The organism is Streptomyces sp. NPDC026206 (genome assembly GCF_040638465.1).
GTDB lineage: Bacteria > Actinomycetota > Actinomycetes > Streptomycetales > Streptomycetaceae > Streptomyces.
This window is the reverse complement of record NZ_JBEZYL010000001.1, coordinates 675,870-691,999: the sequence shown is the minus strand read 5'-3', so window position 1 is coordinate 691,999 and position 16,130 is coordinate 675,870. Positions and strand designations below refer to the sequence as shown.

The window sequence follows — 16,130 nt, the reverse complement described above, 5'->3', positions numbered from 1 at the left end:
CGGCGGGGCGGCCTGCGACTACATCGAAGGATGCAGTCGGCAATCCTCACGCGCGACGACGAAAGGGCCGGTGGCGGCGGTCACGCTGGGAGCGAGGAAGGGAGAGAGCTGTGATCGTCACGCTGATCGTCATCTGCGAAGTGGGCTTCTGGGTGCTGCTGGCCGGGGGGCTGAGCCTGCGCTACCTGGCCCGCATGCCCCGCACGGGGGCCGCGGTGCTGCTGCTGGAGCCCGTGCTGGAGCTCGTCCTGCTGATCGCCACGGCGGTGGACCTGAGGAACGGCGCCCAGGCGGACTGGAAGCACGGGCTGGCCGCCGTCTACATCGGCTACTCGGCGGGCCTCGGCCACTCCACGATCACGTGGGTGGACCAGCGCTTCGCCCACCGCTTCGCCGGGGGCCCGCCGCCGGTGAAGCCGCCGAAGTACGGCAGGGCGCGCACGGTCCACGAGTGGAAGGTCGCGGGGCGGTGGGTGCTGGCGGCCGCGGTGGCGACGGGCCTGCTGCAGGCGGCGATCTGGTACGTGGGCGGCTCGGGCGACACCGGCTCGCTGCGGAACTGGCAGTCGACCATGCTGTGGGTCGTCGGCATCAACGTGATCATCGCGCTGAGCTACACGATCTGGCCCAAGGAGCCGAAGGCTGCCAAGGCCCCGAAATCCGACGCCGCGGAGCTCATCGAGCGACGTTGACCCTCCCCCGGACTCCGTCCGGGGGACCCCCATTCAGAGACGCCCGCATCAGGCGACATTGACTCTCTGCCCGGGCGGGGCCGCCTCCAGCCAGGCCAGGAAGCCGGTCAGGGCGTCCTCGCTCATCGCCAGCTCCAAGTGCGTGCCGCGGTGCACACAGACCAGGACGATGGCGTCCGACAGCAGCGCCAGCTCCTCCTCGCCCTGCGGCATGCGGCGGCGCAGCACCTCGATGGAGTCCCGCTCCAGCGTCCGGCGCGGCCGGTACGCGTACGAGAAGACCCGGAACCACTCGATCCGGTCACCGTTGTAGCGGGCGACGCCGTACACCCAGCCCTTGCCCGCCGGCTCGGGGTCGTCCTCGGGGACGTTCCAGCGCAGGCTGCAGTCGAACGTGCCGCCGGACCGCTGGATGAGCCGCCTGCGCAGCCCGAAGACGAAGAGCCCCACCAGCACCAGCAGCACGACGATGCCGCTCACGAGCAGAGCGAGGATCATCTCCACCGACCTCCTCGCATCATCTAGAGCAACCGCACCTGCGTTATGGCCTCAGCCGCGGACCGCCCTGGAATTGTTCCAGGCCGGTCCGCGGCTGAGGGACGTACTCGAAGCGGGTCGGGCTAGCGAACGCCCGTGACCGCCTTCAGCCGGACATCCGCGCGACGCTCGGCGGCCGCGTCGGCCTCCGACTTCGCGCGCTCGAGCGCCCGCTCGGCACGCTCGACATCGATCTCGTCGGCAAGCTCCGCGATCTCGGCGAGCAGCGAGAGCTTGTCGTCGGCGAACGAGAGGAAGCCCCCGTGCACCGCGGCGACGACGGTGGAACCGTCGGTGGTCTTGATGGTCACCGGGCCGGACTCCAGCACACCGAGCAGCGGCTGGTGGCCGGGCATGACGCCGATGTCACCCGATGTGGTACGCGCGATGACCAGAGTGGCCTCGCCGGACCAGACGCTTCGGTCCGCCGCGACCAGCTCGACGTGCAGCTCAGCAGCCAACGTGGCTCCTCGGGTCTCCACCCGCCGGGTACGGCGGGTGTTGGGTCAAAGAATAGGGGACGTACGGTCCGGGGGCGGGAGTGCCCCGCCCCCGGGCCGCTGATCACAGGGCTCTGGCGAGCCCGTGGATCAGGAGACGCCCAGCTCCTTGGCGTTGGCCTTGAGGTCCTCGAGGCCACCGCACATGAAGAACGCCTGCTCCGGGAAGTGGTCGAACTCACCGTCGGCGATGGAGTTGAACGCGGCGATGGACTCGTCCAGCGGCACGTCCGAACCGTCGACACCGGTGAACTGCTTCGCGGCGTGGGTGTTCTGCGACAGGAAGCGCTCGATACGGCGGGCGCGGTGGACGACCAGCTTGTCCTCTTCGCCGAGCTCGTCGATACCGAGGATCGCGATGATGTCCTGCAGGTCCTTGTACTTCTGCAGGATCCCCTTGACGCGGGAGGCGCAGTCGTAGTGGTCCTGCGCGATGTAGCGCGGGTCCAGGATGCGGGACGTCGAGTCCAGCGGGTCGACCGCCGGGTAGATGCCCTTCTCCGAGATCGGACGCGAGAGAACGGTCGTCGCGTCGAGGTGCGCGAAGGTCGTCGCCGGGGCCGGGTCGGTCAGGTCGTCCGCGGGGACGTAGATCGCCTGCATCGAGGTGATCGAGTGACCACGGGTCGAGGTGATGCGCTCCTGCAGGATGCCCATCTCGTCCGCGAGGTTCGGCTGGTAACCCACCGCGGAGGGCATGCGGCCCAGCAGGGTGGAGACCTCGGAACCGGCCTGGGTGAAGCGGAAGATGTTGTCGATGAAGAACAGCACGTCCTGCTTCTGCACATCGCGGAAGTACTCCGCCATGGTCAGACCGGCCAGGGCCACGCGCAGACGGGTGCCCGGGGGCTCGTCCATCTGGCCGAAGACCAGCGCGGTCTTGTCCAGAACGCCGGACTCCTCCATCTCCGCGATGAGGTCGTTGCCCTCACGGGTACGCTCACCGACACCGGCGAAGACGGAAACGCCCTCGTGCAGCTTCGCCACACGCATGATCATTTCCTGGATCAGCACGGTCTTGCCGACACCGGCACCACCGAACAGACCGATCTTGCCGCCCTTGACGTACGGGGTCAGCAGGTCGACGACCTTCAGGCCGGTCTCGAACATCTCGGTCTTCGACTCGAGCTGGTCGAACGCCGGGGCCTTGCGGTGGATGGGCCAGCGCTCGGTGACCTCGGCCTCGGCCTCGGGCTCGTTCAGGATCTTGCCCAGGGTGTTGAACACCCGGCCCTTGGTGACGTCGCCGACGGGGACGGTGATGCCGTCGCCGGTGTTGGTCACGGAGGCCTGACGGACCAGGCCGTCGGTGGGCTCCATGGAGATGGCGCGCACGACGCCCTCGCCGAGGTGCTGCGCGACCTCGAGGGTCAGGATCTTCTTCGCGCCGGCCTGGGCCGGGTCGGCGACCTCGACGGTCAGCGCGTTGTAGATCTCCGGCATGGCGTCGACGGGGAACTCCACGTCGACGACCGGGCCGATGACCCGCGCGACGCGGCCCGTCGCGGCGGCCGTCTCAACTGTGGTGGTCATTTATCGGTCACTCCCCGCGGTCGCGTCGGCCAGGGCGCTGGCGCCACCGACGATCTCGCTGATTTCCTGGGTGATGTCGGCCTGGCGGGCCGCGTTGGCAAGCCGCGTGAGCGACTTGATGAGATCTTCGGCGTTGTCGGTCGCCGACTTCATCGCCCGGCGGCGGGCCGCGTGCTCGGAAGCGGCGGCCTGCAGCAGAGCGTTGTAGATCCGGGACTCGACGTACCGCGGCAGCAGCGCGTCGAGCACACCCTCGTCGGACGGCTCGAAGTCGAAGAGCGGAAGGATCTGGTCCTTCGCCGCTCCGGCCTCCTCCGCCGTCGCCTCGAGGCGCAGCGGCAGCAGCCGCTTGTCGACCGGCGTCTGCGTCATCATCGACACGAACTCCGTGAAGACGATGTGCAGCTCGTCCAGGCCGCCCTCGGCCGTGTCCTGCTTGACGGCCTCGATCAGCGGACCGGCGACCTTCTTGGCGTCGGCGTAGGTCGGGCTGTCGGTGAAGCCCGTCCACGACTGGACGACGGGACGCTCACGGAAGCCGTAGTACGCGACGCCCTTGCGGCCGACGATGTACGTGACGACGTCCTTGCCCTCCGCCTTGAGGCGGCTGGTGAGCTGGTCGGCGGCCTTGATGGCGTTCGAGGAGTAGCCACCGGCCAGACCGCGGTCGCTCGTGATGAGCAGCACCGCGGCCCGGACCGGGTTCTCCACCTCGGTCGTCAGGGCGTGCTTGGTGTTGGAGCCGGTGGCAACCGCGGTCACTGCCCGGGTGAGCTCACTGGCGTACGGAGTGGACGCTGCCACCTGGCGCTGCGCCTTGACGATGCGCGAGGCGGCGATCATCTCCATCGCCTTGGTGATCTTCTTGGTCGCAGTGACGGACTTGATCCGTCGCTTGTAGACCCGGAGCTGGGCACCCATGCTCAGCCCTCGCCCAGCAGCTTGCCGTCCGAGGTCTCGAACTGCTGCTTGAAGGACGCGATCGCGTCACCAGCGGCCTGCAGCGTGTCGTCGGACATCTTGCCGCCCTCGACGATGCTGGTCATCAGGCCCTTGTGCTCGCGGTGCAGGTAGTCCAGCAGCTCGCGCTCGAAGCGGCGGATGTCCTCGACCGGGACGTCGTCCATCTTGCCGGTGGTGCCGGCCCAGATGGAGATGACCTGGTTCTCGGTGGCGTACGGCGCGTACTGCGACTGCTTGAGCAGCTCGACCATGCGCTTACCGCGCTCCAGGGCGGCCTTGGAAGCGGCGTCCAGGTCGGAGCCGAAGGCGGCGAACGCCTCGAGCTCGCGGTACTGGGCGAGGTCCACGCGGAGGCGTCCGGAGACCTGCTTCATGGCCTTGTGCTGGGCGGAGCCACCGACACGGGAGACCGAGATACCGACGTTCAGCGCCGGGCGCTGGCCCGCGTTGAACAGGTCCGACTCCAGGAAGCACTGGCCGTCGGTGATGGAGATGACGTTGGTCGGGATGAACGCCGACACGTCGTTCGCCTTGGTCTCGACGATCGGCAGACCGGTCATCGAGCCCGCGCCCATCTCGTCGGACAGCTTGGCGCAGCGCTCCAGCAGGCGGGAGTGCAGGTAGAAGACGTCACCCGGGTAGGCCTCACGGCCCGGCGGGCGGCGCAGCAGCAGGGAGACGGCACGGTAGGCGTCGGCCTGCTTCGACAGGTCATCGAAGACGATCAGGACGTGCTTGCCCTGGTACATCCAGTGCTGGCCGATGGCCGAGCCGGTGTACGGCGCGAGGTACTTGAAGCCGGCCGGGTCGGACGCCGGAGCCGCGACGATGGTCGTGTACTCCAGGGCGCCGGCCTCCTCCAGCGCACCGCGCACGGACGCGATGGTGGAGCCCTTCTGGCCGATGGCGACGTAGATGCAGCGGACCTGCTTCTTCGGGTCGCCGGAGCGCCAGTTGTCGCGCTGGTTGATGATCGTGTCGACGGCCAGCGCGGTCTTGCCGGTCTGGCGGTCACCGATGATCAGCTGACGCTGGCCGCGGCCGACCGGGGTCATGGCGTCGACGGCCTTGTAGCCGGTCTCCATCGGCTCGTGGACCGACTTGCGGTCCATGACCGTGGGGGCCTGCAGCTCGAGGGCGCGGCGGCCCTCGGTCGCGATCTCGCCGAGGCCGTCGATCGGGTTGCCCAGCGGGTCGACGACGCGGCCGAGGTAGCCCTCGCCCACCGCGACGGAGAGCACCTCACCGGTGCGCTGCACCGGCTGGCCCTCCTCGATGCCGCTGAACTCGCCGAGGACGACCGCACCGATCTCGCGCTCCTCGAGGTTGAGGGCGAGACCGAGGGTTCCGTCCTCGAACCGCAGCAGCTCGTTCGCCATGGCCGAGGGAAGACCCTCGACCTTCGCGATGCCGTCGCCGGCAACGCTGACCGTACCGACCTCCTCGCGCGAGGCCGCGTCCGGCTTGTACGCCTGGACAAAGTTCTCCAGTGCGTCCCGGATCTCCTCCGGCCGGATCGTGAGCTCCGCCATCTGGGTTCCCTGCTCTCCTTGTTGGGCCCGAAGTAATTCTGGGGGTCTGGGGTCTTGCTCCCACAGCAGCTGCGCTGCGGGCCCCCAGAGGACACCGTCGACCCAACCCGGGCCGTCAGTTTGCTCTTGAGTTGGTGGCTGGTCAGCCGGCCATCCGGCGGCCCGCCTCGGCGAACCGGTCCGCGATGGTCCCGTTGATGACCTCGTCGCCGATCCGCACCTGGATGCCGCCGAGGACCTCGGGGTCGACGTCCAGGTTGATGTGGACACGCCGCCCGTACAGCTTGGCGAGCGCGTCACCGAGGCGCTGCCTCTGCTGCTCGTTCAGCGGCACCGCGGACGTGACCTCGGCCACCATGCGGTTCCGGCGGTCGGCGGCCAGCTTGGAGAGGGCGTTCAGCCCACCTTCCAGGCTACGGCCACGCGGTGCGGTCACCAGCCGGACGACGAGGCGCTCGGTGACCGGGTCGGCCCGGCCGCCCAGCAGCTCGCGCAGCAGGCCCGCCTTGGCGGACCGGTCCGCGACCTTGTCGGTCAGCGCGGCACGCAGTCCCGGGTTCGAAGTGACGATCCGGCCGAAGCGGAACAGCTCGTCCTCGACGTCGTCCAGGCTGCCGGCGCGCTCGGCCGCGACGAGGTCGGCCGCACTGGCCAGCTCCTCGGTCGCGTCGGCCAGGTCACGCGAGCGCGACCAGCGGGAGCGGACCATGCCCGCCACCAGGTCGGCGCACTCGTCGCCCACCTGGCCGGCCAGCAGACGCGCCGCCAGCTGGGCCTTGGCCTCGCCGGACTGCGCCGGGTCGGTGAGGACCCGACGCAGCGAGACCTCGCGGTCGAGCAGCGCGGTGACGGCGGTGAGCTCCTCGGCGAGCTTCGCCGCGTCCACGGACGTGTTGTCCGCCAGCGCGTCGAGGCTCTCGCGTGCGGAGGCCAGGGCCTCCCGGCTCGCAAGGCTCATCGGCTTGCCTCGGCCTTCGTCACGTCAACCGACTTGTCCTCGAGCGCGTCGAGGAAGCGGTCGATGGTCCGGCTCTGGCGGGCGGAGTCCGCGAGGGACTCGCCGACGATCCGGCCGGCCAGGTCGATGGCCAGCTGGCCGACGTCCTGGCGCAGCGAGGCCGCGGCGGCCTTGCGGTCGGCCTCGACCTGGGCGTGACCGGCAGCGATGATCTCCTCACGCTGCCGCTGGCCCTCGGACCGCATATCGGCGATCAGCGCGACGCCCTGCTCCTGCGCCTCCTGGCGCAGACGCGCGGCCTCGTGGCGGGCGTCGGCGAGCTGAGCCCGGTAGTCCTCGAGTACCTGCTGAGCCTCGGCCTGGGCGGCCTCGGCCTTCTCCATGCCGCCCTCGATGGCCGCCCGGCGCTCGTCCAGAACCTTGTTGATGTTCGGGAGGAGCTTCTTGCCGAGGAACAGGAAGACGATGAGGAAGGCGACAAGGCCGATGACAAGCTCTGGAATCGGCGGGAGGAGCGGGTTTTCCATCTCCTCTGACGCGATCAGGGCGTACACATCAGTGCCTTTCGTCGAAAAAGGTGGTCGTGGGCCGGTTTACTTGTAAACGAAGCCCATGACGATGCCGATCAGTGCAAGCGCCTCACAGAAGGCGAAACCCATGATCTGGTTGGCGCGGATCAGACCGGCCGCCTCGGGCTGGCGGGCCAGGGCCTGGGTGCCGTTACCGAAGATGATGCCGACGCCGACGCCGGGACCGATGGCGGCGAGGCCGTAGCCGATCGCAGCGACGTTGCCGCTGACGGCGTCGGTGGCGGCAAGGGTCTGGAGAGCGGACATACCGGTTCTTCCTTCTCTTTCACGGACCGGTGGGGGTTGGCCACCGGACGTCTGTTGGTCTGGAGCGGGAGGACTACTCAGTGGTGCTCGGAGAGCGCACCCTGAACGTAGTTACAGGCCAGGAGGACGAAGACGTACGCCTGAACGGCCTGGATGAAGAGCTCGAAGGCGGTCATCACGATGGTCATCACGAACGAGGCGCTCGCGTAGGCGATGCCGATGCCGTTCAGCATGTACCAGCTGGCGACGGTGAACATCACGATCAGCATGTGACCGGCGAACATATTGGCGAAGAGCCGGACCGCGTGGGTGAAGGGCCGGATGAACACGTTCGAGAGGAACTCGAGCACGACGACCAGGGGAAGAATCCCGCCGAGCGACTTGTCATAGCCGGTGAGGTTCTTCAAGCCACCGACGAAGCCGTGCTTCTTGAAGGTCAGGGACATCCACAGGACGTAGACGATCAGGGCGAGGCCCACCGGGTAGGCAATGATCGACGTCACCGGGAACTGGGCGACCGGAATGACCGACCAGAGGTTCATGATCCACACGAAGAAGAACAGGGAGACCATGAGGGGGACGTACTTGTCACCCTCCTTCTTCCCCAGGGCTTCATAGACGAGGCCGCGCCGGACGAAGTCGTAACCGGCCTCACCGATCATCTGGAGCTTGCCCGGCACCACCTTGGCCTTGCCGAAGGCCGCCCAGAAGAAGCCGACGATGACGATCGAGCCCAACAGGGCGAGCAGCATCGGCTTGTTGAAGTCGAATCCGCCGACAGTGAAGATCGGTTCGAAGACGAACGAGTGGAGCCCTGGGGCCGGGAAGCCGCACCCTTCGAAGATGTGGCAATCGGTCTCGAAGGCGAGCAGCGTCTGGTCAGCACTCACCGCGAGCTCCTTCAGCGTGGCGCATAGGTACGGCAACCTCGTTGTGTCGGCGCGGCGCACAGCCACGGAACGGCACTGGACTGGACATACGGATGGGGGTGCGGCAGGTCGGCCGGCGGCCGGAAGTCATCGCAGGCGTCAGCTGCACGGGAAGCCGATCCTCACCGGTGAGAACCGGGGATTCGGCTGCCTGCGTCCGCTGTACCTCAGATGGCACCGGACGATAGCAGGTGAGCACGCGAGCATTTATCCCGGCCCTACTGGTCATGACGGAGACCCGGCCGGCGCGGACTTCTTCGCGTCTACGGACTCGGGATCCACATACAAGATCTTCGCCTTCATGTAGGCGCGCGCCTGCGCCGCAATCCATACGAGAGTCGCGGCGAGCAGGGAGAAGGCGAAAGCCTTGGTGTTGAACAGCGTGGTGTGCTTGAACACCAGAAGGAACACCGCCACGAGCAGGATCTGCGTCGTGTAGAGCAACAGGCCCATCGCCTGGAACAGGTGAGGCAGGTGCCGCGCAGTGCGGTTCAGGATGATCAGCCCCACGCCCATGACAGCACCGACAAGGGCCACGCCGACAACAGCGCCGACCCCTCCCTTGCCACCGGCGAGCACCGAGCTGACGGCGACGGCGACCACGCCGGCAACGGCGGTCGGGACGGCGCACTGCAAAAGCGTTCGGGCGTCGTTGGACTGCATGAAGGGATTCTCCGGCGAAGGTCGGAAGCAACGATTCGTCGTGACGAGCGTATCCCCGGGGATGAGACATGGCTCGCGACGAAGGGCCGCCGCACTACGGTCCTTCGGCTCTAGCACCGGGTTTCGTGAACGGTATCACAAACTATTTGATGAGGTCTTTACCTACATCGTGTGCCGCATGTCACACGGAAGGGTCAATGCGCTGGTCACGGGGCTGACGGGGCGCCTTTTGGTCTGCTATTGCGGATGGCTGAACGCCCCCTTCCGGGCCGTTCAGTGATTACTGCCGATCTTCCCACGCTGGGAGAAACGCGAGCGGTCGCCGATGGCCGTGGCGCCGTGCAGACCGGCCGGAACGGGCTCCGGCCGCTCCTCGGCCTCCGCGGCCGCCACGGCCCCCGTGACGGCCGCGGGGACGGCACGACGGCGGTAGCGGGGCGGTACGAACCGCTCCGCCCAACGCGGGGCGCGCGGGGTGAAGCGCGGCATCAGCAGCAGCACCAGGCCGACCGCGCTGAGCGCGACGACCAGCAGCAGGATCCACACGCTCGCCGAGTTCACGGAGTAGGCCACCGCGCCGAAGGCGATCAGCGCGGACCAGAAGTACATGATCAGCACGGCGCGGCTGTGCGAGTGGCCGATCTCCAGCAGCCGGTGGTGCAGGTGCCCCCGGTCGGCGGCGAACGGCGACTGCCCCTTCCACGTACGGCGCACGACCGCCAGCAGCAGGTCCGCGACCGGCACCGCGATCACCGTCAGCGGCAGCAGCAGCGGGATGTAGACCGGCACCATGGTGTGCACGGCCGCCCGCTCCGAACCGGCCCACAGCTTGAGCGCGTCCGGGTCCACCTGGCCGGTGACGGAGATGGCGCCCGCCGCCAGGACCAGCCCGATCAGCATCGAGCCGGAGTCACCCATGAAGATCCGCGCCGGGTGCATGTTGTGCGGCAGGAAGCCCAGGCACATGCCCATCAGGATCGCCGCGAAGAGCGTCGCGGGGGCGGCCGCCTCCAGGCCGTGCCCGAACCACATCCGGTACGCGTACAAGAAGAACGCGGCGGCCGCGATGCACACCATCCCGGAGGCCAGCCCGTCCAGGCCGTCGACGAAGTTCACCGCGTTGATGGTGATCACGACCAGCGCGACCGTCAGCAGCGTGCCCTGCATCGGCGTCAGCGAGACCGTGCCCACACCGGGCACCGGGATCCACAGGATCGTCAGGCCCTGCAGCACCATCACACCGGCGGCGATCATCTGCCCGCCGAGCTTGACGAGGGCGTCCACGCCCCACTTGTCGTCCAGCACACCCAGCAGCCAGATCAGGCCCGCGCCCGAGAGCAGCGCGCGCGGCTCGTTGGACAGCTCGAAGACGTGCTGGAGGTTCGGCAGGTGCGCGGCCACCAGCAGGCCCGCGCACAGGCCGCCGAACATGGCGATGCCGCCGAGGCGGGGCGTCGGCTCCCGGTGCACGTCGCGCGCACGGATCTCCGGCATCGCGCCGGCCAGGATCGCGAACTTGCGCACCGGGCCCGTCAGCAGATAAGTGACAGCCGCGGTGACGCACAACGTCAGCAGGTATTCACGCACGGGCTGCCCCAGGGATCGCGCCGGACATCACAGCCCCACACCATATTCGCGTCCGCCCCGGATCCGTGAATGCAGGAGAAGACGTGCTGCGTGCCCAGGTGGTTTCAAATGATCACATGTGGGACCGGTAGGGCGGAAACCTTCCGGCCAGATCCGCCACCTCGGCACGGACCGCGCCCTCCCGCCCGTCCCCCCGCAGCGCGGCCCCCAGCAGCGCCGCCACCCGCGCCATCTCCGCCTCGCCCATGCCCTGGGTGGTGAGCGCCGCGGTGCCCAGGCGCAGCCCGCGCGCGGCGCCGGGGGCGAGGCCGCAGACGTCCAGCACGATCGCGGCGGCGGCGAGGCGGCGGCGTGCCGTGGCGGCGTCCAGGGCCAGCGGTGCGACGTCGGCGACGACGAGGTGGGTGTCCGTGCCGCCCGTGACGATGCCCAGGCCCTCGGCGGCCAGCGCGGCCGCCAGGGCGCGGGCGTTGCCGACGACCTGGTGGGCGTAGGCGGTGAAGGCGGGGGTCGCCGCCTCGCCGAAGGCGACGGCCTTCGCGGCGACCGTGTGCATCTGGGCACCGCCCTGGGTGAACGGGAACAGCGCCCGGTCGACCTGCTCCGCCGGCCGGGCCCCGCACAGCAGCAGCCCGCCGCGCGGCCCGCGCAGCACCTTGTGCGTGGTGGCGCACACCACGTCGGCGTACGGGACGGGGTTGGGCGCCGCTCCCCCGGCGACCAGGCCGATGGGATGGGCGGCGTCGACGATCAGGTACGCCCCCACCTCGTCGGCGATCTCGCGGAAGGCCGCGTAGTCGGGGTGGCGGGGGTAGGAGGTCGAGCCGCAGACGACGGCTTTGGGCCGGTGCTTTCCGGCCAGCGAGCGCACCTGGTCGTAGTCGATGAGGCCGGTGTCCGCGCGGACCCCGTAGCCGACGAAGTCGAACCAGCGGCCCGAGAAGTTGGCCGGGGAGCCGTGGGTGAGGTGCCCGCCGTGGTGCAGGTCCATGGCGAGCACGGTGTCGCCGGGACGCAGCAGGGCGGCGTAGGCGGCCAGTACGGCGGCGGTGCCGGAGTGCGGCTGGACGTTGGCGTGCTCGGCGCCGAAGAGGGCCTTGGCGCGTTCGGTGGCGATGCGCTCGGCGAGGTCGACGAGCTCGCAGCCGCCGTGGTGGCGGGCGCCGGGATAGCCCTCGGCGTACTTGTTGGTGAGCGGGGAGCCGAGGGCGGCGAGCACGGCGGGCGAGGTGAAGTTCTCGGCGGCGATCAGCTGCAGGCCGGTCGCCTGGCGCTCGGCCTCGCCGAGGAGGAGCCCGGCGAGCTCGGGATCCTGCCGCAGCAGCGCCTCGAAGCCGTGCCCCCACGCGGGGTGCGGCAGCCTCGGCTCCGCGGTTGCCGTGGCTTCGGCCGCGCCGGCGCTCCGGGCGCGCGCGGGGGTGAGGGGGGTGGCGGACATCGCGGGCTCCGAGCTGTGGGCGGGTGCGATGGGCTCACCACCCAATGTAGGCCCGGGGCCGCGCGGTCGCTGCTCAGGAGCGGGAAGCGACTCCCGTGAGCGCGGTGACGACCGGGTCGAGGGCCTGGTTGATCTCGTCACCGATGGAGCGGAAGAAGGTGATCGGGGCGCCGTAGGGGTCGTGGACCTCGTCGGCCTCCGCGTTGGGCGCGAGCAGCCAGCCGCGCAGGGCGGCGGCGGCCTGCACCAGGGCGCGGGCGCGGTCGACCACCCCGCCGGCCTGCTCGGGGTCGGGGAGCGTGGCGGGGTCTATGGCCCGTACCAGCCGGGTGAACTCCTTGAGCGTGAAGGTGCGCAGGCCCGCGGAGTGGCCCATGGAGATGACCTGGGCGCGGTGGTCGCGGGTGGCGGTCAGGACGAGGTCGGCGCGGATGACGTGCTCGTCGAGGAGCTCACGGCCGGTGAAGCCGTGGGCGTCGGCGCCGAAGTCGGCCAGGACGGTCGCGGCGTGCGCCTCCATCGGCGCGCCCTCGTGTCCCCAGGTACCGGCGCTCTCCACAACCAGGCCGCCCGCGGTGGGGTCGCCGAGCCGGTGGCTGAGGGCATGGCGGGTCAGCCGCTCGGTGATGGGCGAGCGGCAGACGTTGCCGGTGCTGACGTGGAGGATGCGGAAAGTGTCGGTGATGGTGTCCGGTCCCGCTATGCCACGCCCCTGCGGGGCGATCAATTCGCCACCTCGAGTTCGGGTACCACCTCGCGCAGCTGCTCGGCGCTGATGGCGCCGGCGCGCAGCAGGACGGGCACCTTGCCGGTGACGTCCACGATGGAGGACGGCACATCGGCGGGCGTGGAGCCGCCGTCGAGGTAGACGGAGACGGAGTCGCCGAGCATCTCCTGCGCGGCGTCGCAGTTCTGCGGGGCCGGGTGGCCGGTGAGGTTCGCGCTGGAGACGGCCATGGGGCCGAACTCGGTGAGCAGCTCCAGGGCCACCGGGTGCAGCGGCATCCGCACGGCGACGGTGCCGCGGGTCTCGCCCAGGTCCCACGTCAGCGACGGCTGGTGCTTGGCGACGAGGGTGAGGGCGCCGGGCCAGAAGGCGTCGACGAGCTCCCAGGCCTGCTCGGAGAAGTCCGTGACCAGGCCGTGCAGAGTGTTCGGGGAGCCGACCAGGACGGGCGAGGGCATGCCCCGGCCGCGGCCCTTGGCGTGCAGGAGGTCGCCGACGGCCTCGCGGCTGAAGGCGTCCGCACCGATGCCGTAGACGGTGTCGGTGGGCAGCACGACCAGCTCGCCGCGGCGGACCGCGGCGGCCGCTTCGCGCAGACCGGTCTTGCGGTCGGTCGCGTCGCTGCAGTCGTATCGCCGTGCCATCTAACGGACCTCCTCGTACTGGGTCTCTGCCTGGGGTCGGCCGGCTGCCGGGGCCGTCGGGGCCGTCACGGGGTGGCCTTGCGGGCGGTGGCGAAGCGGGGCCGGTTGTTGAGGTCGGGGTGGTCGGCCGCGTCGGCCCAGCCGCGCTCCTCGGTGAAGATCCACGGCACCTGCCCGCCCTGGGTGTCGGCGTGCTCGATGACGACGACGCCGCCGGGCCGCAGCAGCCGGTGCGCGGTGCGCTCGATGCCGCGGATGGTGTCGAGGCCGTCCTCGCCGGAGAAGAGCGCGAGCTCGGGGTCGTGGTCGCGGGCCTCGGGAGCGACGTACTCCCACTCGGTGAGCGGGATGTACGGCGGGTTGGAGATCACGAGGTCGACCTGGCCGTCCAGCTCCGGCAGGGCGGCCAGGGCGTTGCCGTGATGGAGCTGGACCCGGGAGCCCGCCACGTTCTTGCGGGCCCAGCCGAGGGCGCCCTCGTCGAGCTCGACGGCGTGCACGCGCGAGCGCGGCACCTCCTGGGCGAGGGCCAGGGCGATGGCCCCGGAGCCGGTGCACAGGTCGACGATGAGCGGCTCGACGACGTCCATGGCCCGTACGGCGTCTATGGCCCAGCCGACGACCGACTCGGTCTCGGGGCGGGGCACGAAGACGCCGGGTCCGACCTGGAGCTCGAGGTAGCGGAAGAAGGCGCGGCCGGTGATGTGCTGCAGCGGCTCGCGGGCCTCACGGCGCGCGACGGCCTCCCAGTAGCGGGCGTCGAAGTCGGCGTCCTTGACGTTGTGCAGCTCACCGCGCTTGACGCCGTGCACGAAGGCGGCGAGCTCCTCCGCGTCGAAGCGCGGGGACGGTACGCCGGCGTCGGCCAGCCGCTGAGTGGCTTGCGCCACCTCTGCTAGCAGCAGGTTCACGTTGTTCCTCTCGCGTCGGCGCCCCGGTCGTCCTCAGTGGCCGGACGGGCTCGATTCTTCATCACTTGACCAGCACCGTCAGCACCGCCAACACCGTCGGCACCGCCGGCACCGTCGGCACCGCCAACACCGTCAGCTCGCGGCAGCGAGCTTCGCCGCCGAGTCGGCGTCGACGCAGGCCTGGATCACGGGGTCCAGCTCGCCGTCGAGCACCTGGTCCAAGTTGTACGCCTTGAAACCGACCCGGTGGTCCGAAATGCGGTTTTCCGGGAAGTTGTAGGTGCGGATCTTCTCGGAGCGGTCCACGGTACGGACCTGGCTGCGGCGGGCGTCCGAGGCCTCCTGCTCCGCCGCCTCCTGGGCCGCGGCGAGCAGCCGGGAGCGCAGGATGCGCAGGGCCTGCTCCTTGTTCTGGAGCTGGCTCTTCTCGTTCTGGCAGGAGGCGACCACACCGGTCGGCAGGTGGGTGATGCGCACCGCGGAGTCGGTGGTGTTCACGGACTGGCCGCCGGGGCCGGAGGAGCGGTAGACGTCGATCCGCAGGTCGTTCATGTTGATCTCGACCTCGATCTCCTCGGCCTCGGGCGTGACGAGGACGCCGGCGGCGGAGGTGTGGATCCGGCCCTGGGACTCGGTGGCGGGCACGCGCTGGACGCGGTGCACACCGCCCTCGTACTTCAGCCGGGCCCAGACGCCCTGGCCGGGCTCGGTGGCGCCATTGCCGCCCTTGGTCTTCACCGCGACCTGGACGTCCTTGTAGCCGCCGAGCTCGGAGTCGGTGGAGTCGATGATCTCGGTCTTCCAGCCCACGCGCTCGGCGTAGCGCAGGTACATGCGCAGCAGGTCGCCGGCGAAGAGCGCGGACTCGTCGCCGCCCGCACCCGCCTTGATCTCGAGGATGACGTCCTTGTCGTCGCTGGGGTCGCGGGGGACGAGCAGCAGGCGCAGCTTCTCGGTGAGCTCCTCGCGCTGCTTCTCCAGCTCCCTGACCTCTTTGGCGAACTCGGCGGCATACTCGGGCTCGTCGGCCGCGAACTCGCGCGCGGTCCCGATGTCGTCCGCGGTCTGCTTCCAGGAGCGGTAGGTGCCGACGATCGGGGTCAGCTCCGCGTAGCGCTTGTTGAGCTTGCGGGCGTTGGCCTGGTCCGCGTGTACGGCGGGGTCGGCGAGCCGCTTCTCGAGGTCGGCGTGCTCACCGATCAGTTCCTCGACTGCCTCGAACATCGAATTTCCCTAGCTGCTGGAAGTGACGGGCCCGCGGGCCTCCTGCTGGACGACAAAGCGCCGGTCCGGTCGCCCAGCCGAAACTGGGCGACCGAGGACCGGCGCCTGCGGGTCGCTACTTCTTGGCCGACCCGGCGGCCTTGCCGAAGCGGGCCTCGAACCGCGCCACACGGCCACCGGTGTCGAGGATCTTCTGCTTGCCCGTGTAGAACGGGTGGCACTCGGAGCACACGTCGGCACGGATGGTGCCGTCGGCGACAGTGCTACGCGTGGTGAACGAGGCGCCACAGGTGCAGCTGACCTGGGTCTCGACGTAATCCGGGTGGATGTCGCGCTTCAAGGGGTTCTCCTAGGTTCGGGAGGGCTCCGGGTCGTAGAGGCGGGTTGCCTTACGTGAACCGGGGCCGACGTACCAGTCTGCCAGTCCTGGCCGTATCCCCCAAAACGGGGGGTCCG

General features: G+C 69.7%; 18 protein-coding genes. 1 reads left to right on the top strand and 17 read right to left on the bottom strand.

Annotated features, from left to right (window positions below):
• Positions 1-110: 110 nt before the first annotated feature.
• Positions 111-692: a hypothetical protein gene (locus AB0F13_RS03255; RefSeq protein ID WP_362074220.1), complete on the top strand. Its 582-nt coding sequence runs from the start codon at positions 111-113 to the stop codon at positions 690-692.
• 48 nt (positions 693-740) lie between these two features.
• On the opposite strand, the gene AB0F13_RS03250 is transcribed toward AB0F13_RS03255, so the two are convergent.
• The 17 genes from AB0F13_RS03250 to rpmE all read right to left on the bottom strand — a co-directional run bounded on the left by AB0F13_RS03250 (position 741) and on the right by rpmE (position 16,014).
• A complete protein-coding gene (locus AB0F13_RS03250) occupies positions 741-1,190 on the bottom strand; it encodes a DUF2550 domain-containing protein (protein WP_362074217.1) in 450 nt (149 codons plus the stop codon).
• 122 nt (positions 1,191-1,312) lie between these two features.
• Positions 1,313-1,690, bottom strand: coding sequence for a F0F1 ATP synthase subunit epsilon (locus tag AB0F13_RS03245; RefSeq protein WP_362074214.1), 378 nt, complete (start codon positions 1,688-1,690; stop codon positions 1,313-1,315).
• Between the two features lie 129 nt (positions 1,691-1,819).
• Complete coding sequence (gene atpD / locus AB0F13_RS03240; RefSeq protein ID WP_362074211.1) at positions 1,820-3,262, bottom strand: F0F1 ATP synthase subunit beta; 1,443 nt, start codon at positions 3,260-3,262, stop codon at positions 1,820-1,822.
• Complete coding sequence (locus AB0F13_RS03235; protein WP_362074208.1) at positions 3,263-4,183, bottom strand: F0F1 ATP synthase subunit gamma; 921 nt, start codon at positions 4,181-4,183, stop codon at positions 3,263-3,265.
• A gap of 2 nt (positions 4,184-4,185) precedes the next feature.
• Positions 4,186-5,757 (bottom strand): F0F1 ATP synthase subunit alpha, encoded by a 1,572-nt coding sequence (gene atpA, locus AB0F13_RS03230; RefSeq protein ID WP_362074205.1) that lies wholly within the window; start codon positions 5,755-5,757, stop codon positions 4,186-4,188.
• 142 nt (positions 5,758-5,899) lie between these two features.
• Positions 5,900-6,715 (bottom strand): F0F1 ATP synthase subunit delta, encoded by an 816-nt coding sequence (locus tag AB0F13_RS03225; protein ID WP_362074202.1) that lies wholly within the window; start codon positions 6,713-6,715, stop codon positions 5,900-5,902.
• On the bottom strand, positions 6,712-7,269 hold the full coding sequence (locus tag AB0F13_RS03220; RefSeq protein ID WP_362074199.1) for a F0F1 ATP synthase subunit B: 558 nt from the start codon (positions 7,267-7,269) through the stop codon (positions 6,712-6,714). Before AB0F13_RS03220 ends, AB0F13_RS03225 begins: the two co-directional genes overlap by 4 nt.
• 39 nt (positions 7,270-7,308) lie before the next feature.
• Positions 7,309-7,551: a F0F1 ATP synthase subunit C gene (locus AB0F13_RS03215; protein ID WP_358627062.1), complete on the bottom strand. Its 243-nt coding sequence runs from the start codon at positions 7,549-7,551 to the stop codon at positions 7,309-7,311.
• 77 nt (positions 7,552-7,628) lie between these two features.
• Positions 7,629-8,441 carry a F0F1 ATP synthase subunit A gene (gene atpB / locus AB0F13_RS03210; RefSeq protein ID WP_362074196.1) on the bottom strand — a complete coding sequence of 271 codons (813 nt, stop codon included), beginning with the start codon at positions 8,439-8,441 and terminating at the stop codon, positions 7,629-7,631.
• A 264-nt stretch (positions 8,442-8,705) separates the two neighbouring features.
• Positions 8,706-9,143: a hypothetical protein gene (locus AB0F13_RS03205; protein ID WP_362074193.1), complete on the bottom strand. Its 438-nt coding sequence runs from the start codon at positions 9,141-9,143 to the stop codon at positions 8,706-8,708.
• A 273-nt stretch (positions 9,144-9,416) separates the two neighbouring features.
• A complete protein-coding gene (locus AB0F13_RS03200) occupies positions 9,417-10,730 on the bottom strand; it encodes an MraY family glycosyltransferase (protein WP_362074190.1) in 1,314 nt (437 codons plus the stop codon).
• A 112-nt stretch (positions 10,731-10,842) separates the two neighbouring features.
• The gene (gene glyA / locus AB0F13_RS03195) at positions 10,843-12,168 is read right to left on the bottom strand and encodes a serine hydroxymethyltransferase (protein ID WP_362074187.1); all 1,326 of its coding nucleotides are present in this window, start codon (positions 12,166-12,168) and stop codon (positions 10,843-10,845) included.
• Between the two features lie 73 nt (positions 12,169-12,241).
• A complete protein-coding gene (locus AB0F13_RS03190; protein WP_362074184.1) occupies positions 12,242-12,895 on the bottom strand; it encodes a protein-tyrosine-phosphatase in 654 nt (217 codons plus the stop codon).
• The gene (locus tag AB0F13_RS03185; RefSeq protein ID WP_362074181.1) at positions 12,892-13,539 is read right to left on the bottom strand and encodes an L-threonylcarbamoyladenylate synthase; all 648 of its coding nucleotides are present in this window, start codon (positions 13,537-13,539) and stop codon (positions 12,892-12,894) included. The genes AB0F13_RS03190 and AB0F13_RS03185 overlap by 4 nt, the downstream gene beginning before the upstream one ends.
• A 65-nt stretch (positions 13,540-13,604) precedes the next feature.
• Entirely contained in the window at positions 13,605-14,450 is an 846-nt protein-coding gene (prmC, locus tag AB0F13_RS03180) for a peptide chain release factor N(5)-glutamine methyltransferase (RefSeq protein ID WP_362074178.1), read from the bottom strand.
• Positions 14,451-14,582: 132 nt separating this feature from the next.
• Entirely contained in the window at positions 14,583-15,674 is a 1,092-nt protein-coding gene (gene prfA / locus AB0F13_RS03175; RefSeq protein WP_362074175.1) for a peptide chain release factor 1, read from the bottom strand.
• Positions 15,675-15,789: 115 nt separating this feature from the next.
• Positions 15,790-16,014 (bottom strand): 50S ribosomal protein L31, encoded by a 225-nt coding sequence (gene rpmE / locus AB0F13_RS03170; RefSeq protein WP_215078378.1) that lies wholly within the window; start codon positions 16,012-16,014, stop codon positions 15,790-15,792.
• Positions 16,015-16,130: the final 116 nt, after the last annotated feature.